This window comes from Phenylobacterium hankyongense (assembly GCF_003254505.1).
Taxonomy (GTDB): Bacteria; Pseudomonadota; Alphaproteobacteria; order Caulobacterales; family Caulobacteraceae; genus Phenylobacterium; species Phenylobacterium hankyongense.
In genome coordinates this window covers 1,821,972-1,834,982 of sequence record NZ_QFYP01000001.1, presented here as the reverse complement: position 1 = coordinate 1,834,982, position 13,011 = coordinate 1,821,972, and the positions used below count along the sequence as shown (strand labels likewise).

General features: G+C 70.2%; 14 protein-coding genes. 12 read left to right on the top strand and 2 right to left on the bottom strand.

Annotated features, from left to right (window positions below):
- Position 1 precedes the first annotated feature (1 nt).
- Complete coding sequence (locus DJ021_RS08935) at positions 2 to 829, top strand: DUF72 domain-containing protein (protein WP_111457213.1); 828 nt, start codon at positions 2 to 4, stop codon at positions 827 to 829.
- Between the two features lie 18 nt (positions 830 to 847).
- Here DJ021_RS08935 and DJ021_RS08930 read toward each other — a convergent pair whose 3' ends face one another.
- Positions 848 to 1,912, bottom strand: coding sequence for a sensor histidine kinase (locus tag DJ021_RS08930; protein WP_111457212.1), 1,065 nt, complete (start codon positions 1,910 to 1,912; stop codon positions 848 to 850).
- 175 nt (positions 1,913 to 2,087) lie between these two features.
- Between DJ021_RS08930 and DJ021_RS08925 the strand changes: the two genes are divergently transcribed.
- From DJ021_RS08925 to yihA, 8 genes are all read left to right on the top strand, one after another.
- Positions 2,088 to 2,996, top strand: coding sequence for an SDR family oxidoreductase (locus tag DJ021_RS08925; RefSeq protein ID WP_207801796.1), 909 nt, complete (start codon positions 2,088 to 2,090; stop codon positions 2,994 to 2,996).
- 176 nt (positions 2,997 to 3,172) lie between these two features.
- Positions 3,173 to 3,826, top strand: coding sequence for a TetR/AcrR family transcriptional regulator (locus DJ021_RS08920; RefSeq protein WP_341538134.1), 654 nt, complete (start codon positions 3,173 to 3,175; stop codon positions 3,824 to 3,826).
- A 5-nt stretch (positions 3,827 to 3,831) separates the two neighbouring features.
- Positions 3,832 to 4,878 (top strand): alpha/beta hydrolase, encoded by a 1,047-nt coding sequence (locus DJ021_RS08915; protein WP_111457210.1) that lies wholly within the window; start codon positions 3,832 to 3,834, stop codon positions 4,876 to 4,878.
- Positions 4,878 to 5,861, top strand: a complete 984-nt coding sequence (locus tag DJ021_RS08910; RefSeq protein WP_111457209.1) for an NADPH:quinone oxidoreductase family protein — start codon at positions 4,878 to 4,880, stop codon at positions 5,859 to 5,861. The genes DJ021_RS08915 and DJ021_RS08910 overlap by 1 nt, the downstream gene beginning before the upstream one ends.
- A gap of 90 nt (positions 5,862 to 5,951) precedes the next feature.
- The gene (gene rpmH / locus DJ021_RS08905; protein ID WP_111457208.1) at positions 5,952 to 6,086 is read left to right on the top strand and encodes a 50S ribosomal protein L34; all 135 of its coding nucleotides are present in this window, start codon (positions 5,952 to 5,954) and stop codon (positions 6,084 to 6,086) included.
- A 29-nt stretch (positions 6,087 to 6,115) separates the two neighbouring features.
- Entirely contained in the window at positions 6,116 to 6,532 is a 417-nt protein-coding gene (rnpA, locus tag DJ021_RS08900) for a ribonuclease P protein component (RefSeq protein ID WP_111457207.1), read from the top strand.
- A 15-nt stretch (positions 6,533 to 6,547) separates the two neighbouring features.
- Positions 6,548 to 8,350 (top strand): membrane protein insertase YidC, encoded by a 1,803-nt coding sequence (yidC, locus tag DJ021_RS08895; RefSeq protein ID WP_111457206.1) that lies wholly within the window; start codon positions 6,548 to 6,550, stop codon positions 8,348 to 8,350.
- A complete protein-coding gene (yihA, locus tag DJ021_RS08890; protein WP_111457205.1) occupies positions 8,347 to 8,994 on the top strand; it encodes a ribosome biogenesis GTP-binding protein YihA/YsxC in 648 nt (215 codons plus the stop codon). Before yidC ends, yihA begins: the two co-directional genes overlap by 4 nt.
- A gap of 130 nt (positions 8,995 to 9,124) precedes the next feature.
- Here the strand turns inward: yihA and DJ021_RS08885 are convergent, their stop codons facing one another.
- A complete protein-coding gene (locus DJ021_RS08885; RefSeq protein WP_111457204.1) occupies positions 9,125 to 10,402 on the bottom strand; it encodes a Xaa-Pro dipeptidase in 1,278 nt (425 codons plus the stop codon).
- Positions 10,403 to 10,515: 113 nt separating this feature from the next.
- Here DJ021_RS08885 and argB point away from each other — a divergent pair, with 113 nt between their 5' ends.
- From argB to dapD, 3 genes are read left to right on the top strand one after another with little or no spacing between them, the layout of a single operon-like run.
- Positions 10,516 to 11,430 (top strand): acetylglutamate kinase, encoded by a 915-nt coding sequence (argB, locus tag DJ021_RS08880; protein ID WP_111457203.1) that lies wholly within the window; start codon positions 10,516 to 10,518, stop codon positions 11,428 to 11,430.
- Positions 11,427 to 12,089 carry a pyrimidine 5'-nucleotidase gene (locus tag DJ021_RS08875; protein ID WP_111457202.1) on the top strand — a complete coding sequence of 221 codons (663 nt, stop codon included), beginning with the start codon at positions 11,427 to 11,429 and terminating at the stop codon, positions 12,087 to 12,089. The genes argB and DJ021_RS08875 overlap by 4 nt, the downstream gene beginning before the upstream one ends.
- Positions 12,090 to 12,920 carry a 2,3,4,5-tetrahydropyridine-2,6-dicarboxylate N-succinyltransferase gene (gene dapD, locus DJ021_RS08870; protein WP_111457201.1) on the top strand — a complete coding sequence of 277 codons (831 nt, stop codon included), beginning with the start codon at positions 12,090 to 12,092 and terminating at the stop codon, positions 12,918 to 12,920.
- The last annotated feature ends 91 nt before the right edge of the window (positions 12,921 to 13,011 follow it).

Genomic DNA, 13,011 nt, shown 5'->3' with positions numbered 1-13,011 from the left:
GATGGCGCAGGCGGGCCGGATACGCGCGGGCATCGGCGGCTGGACCTTCGAGCCCTGGCGCGGCGTCTTCTACCCCAAGGGGCTGAAGCAGGCCGACGAGCTCGCCTATGCGTCCCGCCACCTGAGCGCCATCGAGATCAACGGCACCTACTACTCGACCTTCAAGCCGGACAGCTTCGCCAAGTGGGCGGCGGCGACGCCCGACGGCTTCAAGTTCGCGGTGAAGGCGTCGCGGTTCTGCACCAACCGCCGGGTGCTGGCCGACATGGGCCAGTCGATGGAGGTGTTCCTCGGCCAGGGGCTCACCGAGCTGGGCGACCGGCTGGGGCCGGTCCTGTGGCAGTTCATGGGGACCAAGAAGTTCGATCCCGAGGACTTCGAGGGCTTCCTGAAGCTGCTGCCGGACCAGAGGGACGGCCTGCCGCTGCGCCACGTGGTCGAGCCGCGGCACGAGAGCTTCAGGGATCCGGCCTTCATCGAGCTCTGCCGCAAGTACGGCGTCACCGTCTGCCTGGCGGACCACGAGACCTATCCGCTGATCTCCGACGTCACCGGCGACCTGGTCTATGCGCGCCTGCAGACCGGTTCCGACGAGATCGACACCGCCTACTCGCCCGCGGACCTGCGCCTTTGGGCCGAGCGGCTGCAAACCTATGCGCAGGGCGGCCAGCCGGCGGACCTGCCGGCGGTCGACTCCGCCCCGCCGGCGGCCAAGCCGCGCGACGTCTATGCCTTCTTCATCCACGAGGGGAAGGTCCGCGCGCCGGCCGCCGCCGCCGCCCTGTTGTCCATCTGCTATCCGGAAGAGGCCTCAGGCGGAGCCGCGTAGCGGGTCCCAGGCGGCACGTCAGTCGGTCGCGGCGACGATGTTCCGCTTCGGCACCGTCAGCTCGACGACCAGGCCGCCTTCGGTCCAGGCGAAGGACGTCTGCGCCCCCAGGTGGGCGGCGGCGCGGCGGATGACCGTCGAGCCGACGCCTTCGCGTCCCGGCGCCGTGGCGGGGGGCCCGCCTTCCTCACGCCAGCGCAGCACCACCTGCTCGCCGCGGACGTGGCGCCACTCGACCATGACCCGGCCCTGCGCGGTGGACAGGGCCCCGTGCTTGGCGGCGTTGGTGGCCAGCTCGTGCACGATCAGCGCCATCGACTGGGCGGCGGAGGGCTCCATCGGCAGAATCGTGCCGCTCACCCAGACGCGGGCGTCCTCGACGCCGAGGTAGGGGCTGAGCTCTTCGGTGACCAGGTGCTGCAGGTCGGCGCCGATCCAGCGGCTCTTGGCCAGCAGGCTGTGCGCCCGGGCCAGCGCCGCCACCCGCCCGTTGAGCGCCTCGCGGAACTCCTCGACGTCGTCGGCCTTGGTCAGCCGCACCATGCCCTGGACCACGGTCAGCAGGTTGTTGGCGCGGTGGTTGACCTCGTTGGCGAGCAGCCGCTGGCGCTCCTCGGACGACTTCCGCTCGGTGATGTCCACCAGCATGTTCACGGCGCCCACCACGGCGCCGCCGGCGTCCCGCAACAGCGTGGGATAGGGCATGAAGGCGATGCGGCTGCCGTCCGGCCGCTCGGCGATGGCTTCCACGCCCCGCAGCTCCCGCCCCTCTTTCAGGGCCAGCGCCATCGGGCATTGATCGTGCGGCAGAGCCGAGCCGTCCGGCCAGTACAGCTTCCAGGTGACGCACCACTCGTCGACCCCAAGCGCCGGGCGGCGACCAGAGAGGGCCACGGCGGCCTCGTTATAGAAGGTGATCCGGCCCCGGGCGTCGGTCATGTAGATCGCGGCCGGCAGGGCGTTCAGCAGGTCCCGATAGAGGAGCTCGCGCTGTTGGAAGCTGTCCTCAGCCGAGGCCAGCCGGACCACGCGTTCGCCGTCGGCGGCCGGGGACGCGGCGGAGTTCTCGGAGGAGGACGTCATCGGGCTGCCTAGCTTCGAGCCAAATCAGCCCGAACTGCTACCAACGCACAACCGAAAAGATGGTTCATCCGCCGCGCGCAGGCCGATGGCGAACACGTGGGCGCGGCGGGGACGGCTTGACCTCCCCAGCGTTAGCGGATCGCAGTGGCTGCGACAACGCGAGGAGGACGACCCCATGGCCGAGCTTTCCCTGGGCGACCTGATGTTCCGGCCCGGCCTGATGACCGGCGAGCGGGTGCTGATCACCGGCGGCGGGACCGGACTTGGCAAGGTGATGGCCGAGGCCTGCCTGATGTTGGGCGCGGAGGTCTACATCTGCGGCCGGCGCGGCGGCGTGGTGGAGGCCACCGCCAAGGACCTCACCGACGCCCACGGCGGCAAGTGCGTGGGGCTGGCCTGCGATATCCGCGTTCCTGAGGCCATCGCCGAGATGATGGATGCCATCTGGGCGGACGGCGGGGCGCTGACCGGCCTGGTCAACAACGCCGCCGGCAACTTCATCAGCCGCACCGAGGACCTCAGCGCCCGCGGCTTCGACGCCATCGCCAACATCGTCTTCCGCGGCGGCTTCTTTGTCACCCTGGAGGCCGGCAAGCGCTGGCTGGCGGAGAAGAAGCACGCCTCGGTGGTCTCGATCCTGACCACCTGGGTGTGGAACGGCGGCCCCTTCACAGTGCCCTCGGCGATGTCCAAGGCCGGCCTCAACGTCATGACCCAGTCGCTGGCGGTGGAGTGGGGCAACCGCGGCATCCGCTTCAACGCCATCGCGCCGGGCCCCTTTCCCACCGAGGGTATGACCGCCCGGCTCAACCCCAGCGGCCAGGGCCGCGACGAGGGCCCCGCCGATCCGGCCATCCCGCTGGGCCGCAACGGCGAGATGCGCGAGCTCGCCAACCTGGCCGTCTACCTGCTGCATCCGCTGTCGGCCTATGTGAACGGCCAGACCATCGCCATCGACGGCGGCTCCCACCTGCAGGGCGGCGGGTTCTCCCGCCTGGCCTCCTGGGGCGACGAGGAGTGGGAGGCCGCGCGCAACGCCATCCGCGCCACCAACGAGAAGGACCGCGCCCAGCGGACGGTCTGAGCCCGCGGCAGAGTTCCTCCCCTCTGGGGAAGGGGACCGCGGAGCGGTGGAGGGGGTCAGCGCCGACCTCGGAAGACCCCCTCAGTCAGCTTTGCTGACAGCTCCCCCCAGCGGGGGAGCAACTGTGATCGCGACGCCGGATTGGCTTTCCGTCGCGGTCGGCTCTAGAGTGACGCGTGTCACTTTCGAGCCAGCCTCAGAGCTTCATGTCCCAGGTCGCCTATCTTCCGGTCGGCAAGCGCGAGCAGACCAAGGTCCAGAACCGCCAGGCGATCCTGGACGCGGCCCGTGAGGTGTTCGGCGAGCTGGGCTACGAGACCGCCACCGTGCGCGACATCATCCGGCGCACCGGCCTCGCGGCCGGCACCTTCTATAACTACTACCGCTCCAAGGAGGAGGTGTTCGCCGCGCTGGCCGACGACGGCGCGCGACGCTTCGGGCCGATCCTCAAGAGCCTGCGCGCCGAGAGCCCCGGCTTCGAGGCCTTCGTGCGTTCCGCCATCCGCGCCTACTTCGGCTTCCTGGCCGACGAGCACCGCAACTGGGTGGCGCGGCGGCCCGCCGGCGAGCCGCACCTCCACGTGCAGGGCGAGACCCCCGAGATGGCGGCGGTGTTCGCCGAGGTCCGCGACGCCCTCGTCGAGGCCGTGGCCGGCCGCAAGGGTCCGGCGGCGGATCCCGACTTCATGGCCGCGGCCTGCATAGCCGTGGCCAGGGACGTGGGCGACAAGATGCTGGAACGCCGGCCGATCGACACCGAGCGGGCGGCGAACTTCGCGGTGGCCATGATCCTGAACGGCCTCAAGGGCCTGCCCCAGGAAGCGAGCTGACCCTGATGCCCAACGCCTCCACCCAGCGGATCATGCTTCGCAAGCTGCTCTCCCTGCCGCAGCCGCTGCTGCGGCTGATGGCGGGCGGCGGGGTGGTCTACCAGGGCGGCCGCACCCTCGACCCGCGCCTGCAGTTCCTGGCCGCCCAGGGCCGCGGCGCGCCCTCCATGACCACGCTGACGCCGGAGGAGGCCCGGCGCGCCAGCGCCGCCGGCCTGGAGTCGCTGGGCGGCGACCCGGAGCCGGGCGTGCGCACGGAGCAGCTCGCCATCGAGGGGCCGAACGGGCCGATCCCGCTCAGGGCCTACCGCCCGGACGCCCAGTCGGCCGACGCGCCGCTGCTGGTGTTCGCCCACTTCGGCGGCGGGGTGATCGGCGACCTGGAGACCTGCCATAGCTTCTGCGGCATCCTGGCCAGCGTGGCCCGCTGCCCGGTGCTGTCGGTGGACTATCGCCTGGCCCCGGAGCACCGCTTCCCGGCCGGGCTGGAGGACGTGCTCGCCGCCTACCGCTGGGGCCGCGACAACGCCGGCCGGTTCGGCGCGCCTGACGGGGCCGCGGCGATTGGCGGGGATTCCATGGGCGGCAACTTCGCCGCCATCATCTGCCAGGAGCTGAACCGCGCGGGCGAGCCGCAGCCGGCCGTGCAGCTCCTGATCTACCCTTGCGTCGAGGTGGCCTGCGAAAGCGCCTCGATGACCATCTACGCCGACGCCTTCCCGCTCTCGCGCCCGATCATGGACTGGTTCATGGGCCACTACATGGGCCCGGGCGACGACCCGGCCGATCCGCGCTTGTCGCCGCTGCGCGAGAAGGACCTGCAGGGTCTGGCGCCGGCCGTGGTGGTCACCGCCGGCTTCGACCCCTTGCTGGACCAGGGCGAGGCCTATGCGCGCCGGCTGCGCGAGGCCGGCGTGCCGGTGGTCTACCGCTGCTACGACGCCCTGGCCCATGGCTTCACCGCCTTCACCGGCGCAGTGCCCTGCGCCGACGTCGCCTGCCGCGAGATCGCCGGCCTGGTGCGCGAAGGGCTGGAAGGCCGCATCGCCTGATGCGCGCCCTGGTGGTCGAGGCTCTGGCCGCCGACTACGCCGGCTGCGTGCTGAAGGAGGTCCCGACGCCGGCTCCGGGGCCCGGCGAGGTGCGGATCCGCGTCCGCGCCGCGGCGGTCAACTTCCCCGACCTCCTGCAGACCCGCGGCGAGTACCAGCATAAGCCGCCCCTGCCCTTCATCCCCGGCCTGGAGATCGCCGGCGAGGTCGAGGCGTTGGGCGAGGGCGTCGCGGAGTTCGAGCTGGGCGACGCGGTGGTGGGCGGCGCGCGGATCGGCGGCGTGTCCGAGTTCGCCGTCACGCCCGCGGCCGGGCTGCGGCGCAAGCCGGAGCGGCTGTCCTTCGGCCAGGCGGCCGGCTACGGCGCGGCCTATCTCACCGCCTATGTGGCCCTGGTGCGCCGCGCCCGGCTGGAGCCCGGCGAATGGGTGCTGGCGCACGGCGCCGCCGGCGGCGTCGGCCTCGCCGCCGTCGATCTCGCAAAGGTGCTCGGCGCGAAGGTGATCGCCGCCTCCGCCTCCGACGCCAAGCTGGCGGTCGTCCAGGCCGAGTACGCCCCCGACGCCATCGTCAACGTGACCGGCGGCTTCCGCGACCAGGTCAAGGCGATCACCGACGGGCGCGGCGCGGACGTGATCTACGATCCGGTCGGCGGCGACGTGTTCGACGAGAGCGTCCGCTGCATCGCCTTCGACGGGCGCCTGCTCTCCATCGGCTTCACGTCGGGGCGGCTGCCGGTGCTGCCGGTCAACATGGCGCTGATCAAGGGCTTCTCGCTGATGGGCGTGCGCGCCGGCGAGTACGGCCGCCGGTTTCCGGAGAAGGGCCGCGAGAACCAGGCGGCGATCTGGCGGCTGGCCGAAGACGGCAAGGTGAAGCCGCGGGTGGACCGGGAATACCCCCTCGCCGACTGGCGCGCCGCCTACGACTCGCTGGCCGACCGCAAGGTGATCGGCAAGACCGTCATCCGCCCGGACCTGTGATAGTCTGATTGTTCAGGCCGACGCCGGTTGACACCTACGCCTGGGTCCACTATCCACCGCCGCTCGATTTTCGACCCCGGAGCTTTCGTTGTGAAGCGCACATTTCAGCCCTCCCGCCTCGTGCGTGCGCGTCGCCACGGCTTCCGTCTGCGCATGTCGACCAAGAACGGCCAGAAGGTTCTGGCCCGTCGTCGCGCCAAGGGCCGCAAGCGCCTCAGCGCCTAGACCTCGCACTTGAGGTAAAGGGTGTCGGCATGGCCGACGCCGACATCCCGGGTCCCACCCCCATCGAACGCCTGACCAAGCGCGCCGAGTTCCTCGCCTGCGCGCAGGCGCCGTCGTGCGCCCGCGGCGCGGTGGTCGTCCAGGCCCGTCCGCGCGGCGACGACAAGGTCCTGGTCCGCGCCGGCTTCACCGCCACCAAACGCATCGGCGGGGCCGTGCAGCGCAACCGCGCCAAGCGCCGGATGCGCGAGGCCGCCAGGCTGCTGTTGCCCGATTTCGCCCGGCCGGGCGTCGACTATGTGTTCATCGCCCGCGGCGGTGTGACCACCCGTCCCTGGCCGCGTTTGCTTGACGATGTCAAAAGCGCGCTGATAAGGCTCGCGGCCGAACGCGACGGCCGGGCTCGCGATCCTGAGACGCCCGCCCCACCCTCCTTAGAGACCTGAGCGCGCGCCCCGCACATGCAAGAAGATTCAAGCCGCAACACGATCATCTTCCTCGTGTGCGCGCTCGGCCTGTTCATCGTCTATCAGATGTTCGTGCTCGAGCCCGCGCAGAAGCGCCGCCAGGCTGAGCTCGCCGCGGCCAGGCCGGCCGCGACCGCGCAGCAGGCGCAGCGTCCCGGCGCGCCGGTTCTGAACGTGCCGCCGGCGGTCACCCGCGCCGCGGCCCTGGCCGCCAGCCCGCGCGTGCCGATCGTCACCCCGGCGCTGAAGGGCTCGATCTCCCTGAAGGGCGCGCGGATCGACGACCTCTACCTCACCCAGTACCGCGAGACGGTGGACCGCAACTCCCCGCCGGTGGAGCTGCTGCGCCCGGAAGGCGCGCCGCACGCCTGGTTCGCGGAAATGGGCTGGACGGGCGCCAACGTGCCGGGCCTGCCGACCTCCGACACCGTCTGGACCCTGGCCCAGGGCTCGACGCTCTCGCCCGGCCAGCCGGTGGTGCTGACCTATGCCAACGGCCAGGGCCTGACCTTCAGCCGCCGGATCGACGTCGACGACCGCTTCATGTTCACCATCACCGACACGGTGGCCAACAACTCGGCCGCGCCGGTGACGCTCGCCCCCTACGGCTCCATCCAGCGCCAGGGCATGCCGGTGGCGAGCGCCGGCAGCCAGGTGGTGCACGAAGGCGCAGTCGGCGCGCTCGGCGAGGACAAGCCGACGCTGAAGCTGATCAAGTACAAAAAGTGGGCGAAGGACGGCGCCACCGGCCCGATCGCGTCCAAGGGCGGCTGGGTCGGCATCACCGACAAATATTGGCTGGCGGCGCTGATCCCCAACCAGGGCGAGGCGCTCCAGGGCCAGTTCCGCGACACCAAGGCCGGCGGGCTCGACATCTTCGACGCCAACTTCGTGGGCGCGGCCCGCGCGGTGGGTCCCGGCCAGCAGGTCACCGAGACCACCCACTTCTTCGGCGGCGCCAAGACCGTTCCGGTGCTGCAGTCCTACCAGGACAAGCTCGGCATCCCGCGCTTCGACAGCGCGGTCGACTGGGGCATGTTCTGGTTCTTCACGCGGCCGATCTTCACCTTCCTCCAGTACATCTACAGCCACGTCGGCAGCTTCGGCGTCGCCATCCTCGTGCTCACCGTCGCGGTGCGGCTCTTGTTCTTCCCGATCGCGAACAAGCAGTACGAGTCGATGACCAAGATGAAGAAGGTGCAGCCCCAGATGGAGGAGCTGCGCAAGCGCTACAAGGACGACCCGGCCAAGCAGCAGCAGGAGATCATGGCCCTCTACCAGCGGGAGAAGGTCAATCCGGTCGCCGGCTGCCTGCCGCTGCTCCTGCAGATCCCGGTGTTCTTCGCCCTCTACAAGGTGCTGAGCGTCACCATCGAGATGCGGCACGCGCCGTTCCTCGGCTGGATCCGCGACCTCTCGGCGCGCGATCCCACCACCGTCTGGAACCTGTTCGGCGCCATTCCCTGGAATCCGGCCCACGCCCCGCTGATCGGCGGCCTGCTCGACACCAGCCTGCACATCGGCATCCTGCCGCTGATCTACGGCGTCAGCATGTGGCTCTCGACCACCATGAACCCGCCGGCGCCGGACCCGACCCAGCAGCGGATCTTCCAGCTGATGCCGGTGATCTTCACCTTCATCATGGCGCCCTTCGCGGTCGGCCTGCTGATCTACTGGACCTGGACCAACGTCCTCTCGATCCTGCAGCAGTACGTGATCATGCGGCGCTTCAAGGTGGACAACCCCATCGACCGCATCATCGGCAAGCTGACCGGCCGGGCCAAGGCCGCCGGGTGAGCGAGCCCGCCGCGCCCTTCGACGACGAGACGCTGGAGGCGGCCCGCAAGCTCTTCGCGCGCGAGACCAACTTCATGATGGGTGCGGCCGCCATCGACGGCCTGCCGCCCGCCGACCTGCCGGAGGTGGCGTTCGCCGGCCGCTCCAACGTCGGCAAGTCGTCGCTGATCAACGCGGTCACCGGCCGGCTGCACCTGGCGCGGGCCTCCACGGCCCCGGGGCGCACCCGCGAGGTGAACTTCTTCGTGGTCGACGAGAAGCTGCGGCTGGTGGACCTGCCCGGCTACGGCTTCGCCAAGGTCAGCCGCGACACCGCCCGCAAGTTCCAGAACCTCGGCCGCGCCTATCTGCGCGGACGGCCGAACCTGAAGCGCGCCTACCTGCTGATCGACGCCCGCCATGGCCTGAAGGATGTCGACCAGGAGGCCCTGGAAGCCTTCGACACCGCCGCCGTCTCCTACCAGATCATCCTGACCAAGGCCGACAAGCTGAAGGCCTCCGAGGTCGCGGCGATGACCGAGAAGACCCTGGCCGCGGTGATCAAGCGCCCCGCCGCCTTCCCGCGGGTGCTGGCCACCTCGGCCGAGAAGGGCCTCGGCATCCCCGAGCTGCGCGCCGAGATCGCGGCGACCTGCGCGACCTAGACGACGGATTGCTCCCCCTCTGGGGGAGCTGTCAGCGAAGCTGACTGAGGGGGTCCTCCGAGATCGACGCTGACCCCCTCCACCGCTTCGCGGTCCCCCTCCCCCACAAAGGGAGGAACGCGAGACCCGGCTACGGGACCCGCTTCACCACGTCGCCGCCCTTCATCACGAACACCGGATGTTCGAGCACGGTGACGTCGGCCAGGGGATCGCCCTTCACGCCGACCAGGTCGCCATAGCGGCCCACCGCCACCTGGCCGACGTCGTTCGGCTGGCCGAGCGCCTGGGCGGCGTTCAGGGTCGCGGTCTGGATCGCCTGCAGCGGCGTCGCGCCATAGCGCACCATGACCGCGAACTGCTTGGCGTTCATCCCGTGCGGATAGATGCCGGCGTCGGTGGAGAAGATCATCTTCACGCCGGCCTTCAGCGCCTTGCGGAAGTTCTGCCGTTGGATCTCGCCGATATCGCGGTCCTTCTGCAGGTTCTCCTCCAGCACGCCGTTCTTCTTGCCCTCGGCCTGGGTGTAGTCGGTGTTGTAGATGTCCATGCCGAAGTAGGCGCCCTTCTGGGCCGCCAGCTTGATGCCCTCGTCGTCGACCAGGCTGGCGTGCTCGATGGTGTCGACGCCGCCGAGGATCGCGGCCTTGATGCCGGAGGCGCCGTGGGCGTGGGCGGCGACCTTCATCCCGGTCATGTGCGCCTCGTCGACGATGGCCTTGATCTCTTCGAGACTCAGCTGCTGGGCGCCGGGCGTGTCGCCGTGGCTGAAGACCCCGCCGGTGGCGCAGATCTTGATCACCTGGGCGCCGTACTTGTGCAGCTGGCGGACCATCTTGCGGCCCTCGTCGGGGCTGTCGATCACCGCGTCGCCCTTCTGCTTCATCGACGGCGGGAAGAAGGTCGAATCGCAGTGCCCGCCGGTGGAGCCGATGGCGTAGGTGGCGGCGACGATCCGCGGTCCTTCGACGAAGCCGCCGTCGATCGCCTCGCGCAGGCCGACGTCGTCGTAGTTGTCGGAGCCGACGTTGCGGATGGTGGTGAAGCCGGCCTCCAGGGTGTCCTTGGCGTGCTTCGTGGCGATGATCGGCCAGAAGCTGTCGGTGTACTGCAGGTAGGTGTAGCCGCCGTAGAGCGGCGAGGCTGTGATGTGGGTGTGCATGTCGATCAGGCCCGGCAGCAGGGTCACCCCCGGCAGCTCCACCCGCTCGGCGCCGGCCGGGACCGCGTCGCCCTGCTTCTCCACCGCCGAGATGCGGCCGTCGACGATCAGCACCAGCGGATGATCCACATAGCGGCCGCTGGCGACGTCCAGCAGCCGCTCGGCGGCCACCGCCACGGTCTTCGCCTCCGCGCCCGCCGCAGCCGCCCACAGCGCCGCGGCCGCCGCCGCCACAACCGAAATCCGCATCGAAAGCTCCCCACCTATCGCCCAGGCCCAAGGCTTAGCATGACGTGGCGAAGGTGACAGGGGCGCGCCGCTCCGGTATCGGAGCGCTCCAACTTCCGGAGCTCCTGAGCCCAGTGACCGACGAAACCCAAGGCCAGGGATGGGCGACCGCCAAGACGCTGGCCGAGGCCCTGCCCTACATCCAGATCTATGACCGCGAGACCGTGGTCATAAAGTACGGCGGCCACGCCATGGGCGAGGAGCAGGTGGCCAAGCTGTTCGCGGCCGACACCGTGCTCTTGAAGATGCTGGGCGTGCACCCGGTCGTGGTGCACGGCGGCGGCCCGCAGATCTCCGCCATGCTGGAGAAGGCGGGCGTCAAGTCGACGTTCATCGACGGCCTGCGGGTCACCGACGAGGCGACCATGGAGGTGGCCGAGATGGTCCTCTCCGGCGCCATCAACAAGGAGATCGCCAACTGGATCACCCAGGCGGGCTCCGAGGCCGACGTGCGCGGCGTGGGCCTGTCCGGCAAGGACGCCCGGCTGATCACGGTGGAGAAGGTCACCCGCACCAAGAAGGACCCGGACTCCGAGGTCGAGCGAATGGTCGACCTGGGCTTCGTCGGCGAACCCAAGCGCGTCGATCCCAAGCTGATCGAGGCCCTGATCTACGCCGAGGAGGACTACATCCCGGTGATCGCCCCGATCGGCGTCTCCGAGCAGGGCGAGACCTACAACATCAACGCCGACACCGTGGCCGGCGCGCTGGCCGACGCGCTGAACGCCAAGCGCATGCTGCTGCTCACCGACGTCGCCGGAGTGCTGGACAAGAACGGCGACCTGATCCGCCAGCTCACCGTCGCCGAGGCCCGCAAGGCGATCGACGACGGCGTCGCCACCGGGGGCATGATCCCCAAGCTGGAGACCGCCATCGCCGCGGTGCAGGCCGGGGTGGAGGCTGTGGTCATCCTCGACGGCCGCCGGCCGCACGCCATGCTGGTCGAGCTGTTCACCGAGCACGGCGCGGGCACCCTCATCTGCGAATGAGCGCCGACCTCACCCATATCGACACCTGGCTCTTCGACCTGGACAACACCCTCTATCCGGTCGAGTCCGGCTTCATGGGCGAGATCGAGGCGCGGATGACCGCCTTCGTCCAGAAGGTCACCGGCCTGGAGCGCGACGCGGCCTACGCGCTGCAGAAGAGCTACCTCGCCGAGCACGGCCTGACGCTGCGCGGCCTGATGCTGAACCACGGCGTCGATCCGAAGGACTTCCACGCGCTGTTCCACGACCTGTCGCTGGACGCCCTGGCGCACGATCCCGAGCTGGTCGCCGCCCTCGAGCGGCTGCCCGGCCGCCGGCTGATCTTCACCAACGCCGACGCCGTCCACGCCGAGCGGGTGATGGCCAGGCTTGGGCTCACCGAGCTGTTCGACGACGTCTTCCACATCGGCTCGTTCGGCTTCGTGCCCAAGCCGGACCCGGCCGCCTTCGAGCGGATGAACGCCGAGCATTCGATCGACCCTGCGACCACCGCCTTCTTCGAGGACTCCGAGCGCAACCTCGCGCCGGCCGCCGCCCTCGGCATGACCACGGTGCTGGTGGGGCCGCATGCGCCCGCCTCCACCGCCCCCTTTGTCCACCATCGAGTCGAGAAGCTCGCGCCGTTCCTGCGGGACGCCCGGGTCCGAGAGGCCGCCTGAATGACTGACGACCTGAAGCGCGTGATCGAAGCCGCCTGGGAGGATCGCGACGCCGTCAGCGCCGCGACCGGCGGCGCAGTGCGCGAGGCGGTGCTGGAGACCCTCGAGCGGCTGGACGCCGGGACCCTGCGGGTCGCCGAGCGCGGCGCCGACGGGACCTGGATCACCCACCAGTGGGCCAAGCAGGCCATCCTGCTGTTCTTCCGCCTGACCCCCAACGCGCTCTCCGAGGCCGACGCGCCGGGGCCCTACTGGGACAAGGTGCCGCTGAAGTTCACCGGCTGGGACGCCGCCAGGTTCGAGGCCGCCGGCTTCCGGGCGGTGCCGGGCTGCGTGGTCCGCAAGGGCAGCTTCATCGGCCGCGGCGCGGTGCTGACCCCCTCGTTCGTCAATATCGGCGCCTATGTCGACGAGGGGACCATGGTCGACACCTGGGCGACGGTCGGCTCCTGCGCCCAGATCGGCAAGAACGTGCACCTGTCCGGCGGCGCCGGCATCGGCGGCGTGCTGGAGCCCTTGCAGGCCAATCCGACCATCATCGAGGACAACTGCTTCATCGGCGCCCGCTCCGAGGTCGCCGAGGGGGTGATCGTGCGCGAGGGCAGCGTGCTCTCCATGGGCGTCTACCTGACCTCGACCACCCCGATCGTCGACCGCCGCACCGGCGCGGTGACCACCGGCGAGGTGCCGCCCTATTCGGTGGTGATGTCCGGCTCGCGGCCCAACCCGCACGACCCGACCCTGCCGTCGACCTACTGCGCGGTGATCATGAAGACGGTGGACGAACGCACCCGCTCCAAGACCTCGATCAACGAGCTGCTGAGGGACTGACAACGGCCCAGGTTCCTCCCCCTCTGGGGGAGGTGGCCCAACGGCCCGGAGGGGGTCAGCATCGACCTCGGAGGACCCCCTCAGTCGCTCC

Bases quoted from the DNA above. Each gene is read 5' to 3' on its own strand.
- DJ021_RS08935 (WP_111457213.1), top strand. From the start codon at position 2: ATGGCGCAGGCGGGCCGGATACGCGCGGGCATCGGCGGCTGGACCTTC.
- DJ021_RS08930 (WP_111457212.1), bottom strand. From the start codon at position 1,912: ATGACGTCCTCCTCCGAGAACTCCGCCGCGTCCCCGGCCGCCGACGGC.
- DJ021_RS08925 (WP_207801796.1), top strand. From the start codon at position 2,088: ATGGCCGAGCTTTCCCTGGGCGACCTGATGTTCCGGCCCGGCCTGATG.
- DJ021_RS08915 (WP_111457210.1), top strand. From the start codon at position 3,832: ATGCCCAACGCCTCCACCCAGCGGATCATGCTTCGCAAGCTGCTCTCC.
- DJ021_RS08910 (WP_111457209.1), top strand. From the start codon at position 4,878: ATGCGCGCCCTGGTGGTCGAGGCTCTGGCCGCCGACTACGCCGGCTGC.
- rnpA (WP_111457207.1), top strand. From the start codon at position 6,116: ATGGCCGACGCCGACATCCCGGGTCCCACCCCCATCGAACGCCTGACC.
- yidC (WP_111457206.1), top strand. From the start codon at position 6,548: ATGCAAGAAGATTCAAGCCGCAACACGATCATCTTCCTCGTGTGCGCG.
- DJ021_RS08885 (WP_111457204.1), bottom strand. From the start codon at position 10,402: ATGCGGATTTCGGTTGTGGCGGCGGCGGCCGCGGCGCTGTGGGCGGCT.
- DJ021_RS08875 (WP_111457202.1), top strand. From the start codon at position 11,427: ATGAGCGCCGACCTCACCCATATCGACACCTGGCTCTTCGACCTGGAC.
- dapD (WP_111457201.1), top strand. From the start codon at position 12,090: ATGACTGACGACCTGAAGCGCGTGATCGAAGCCGCCTGGGAGGATCGC.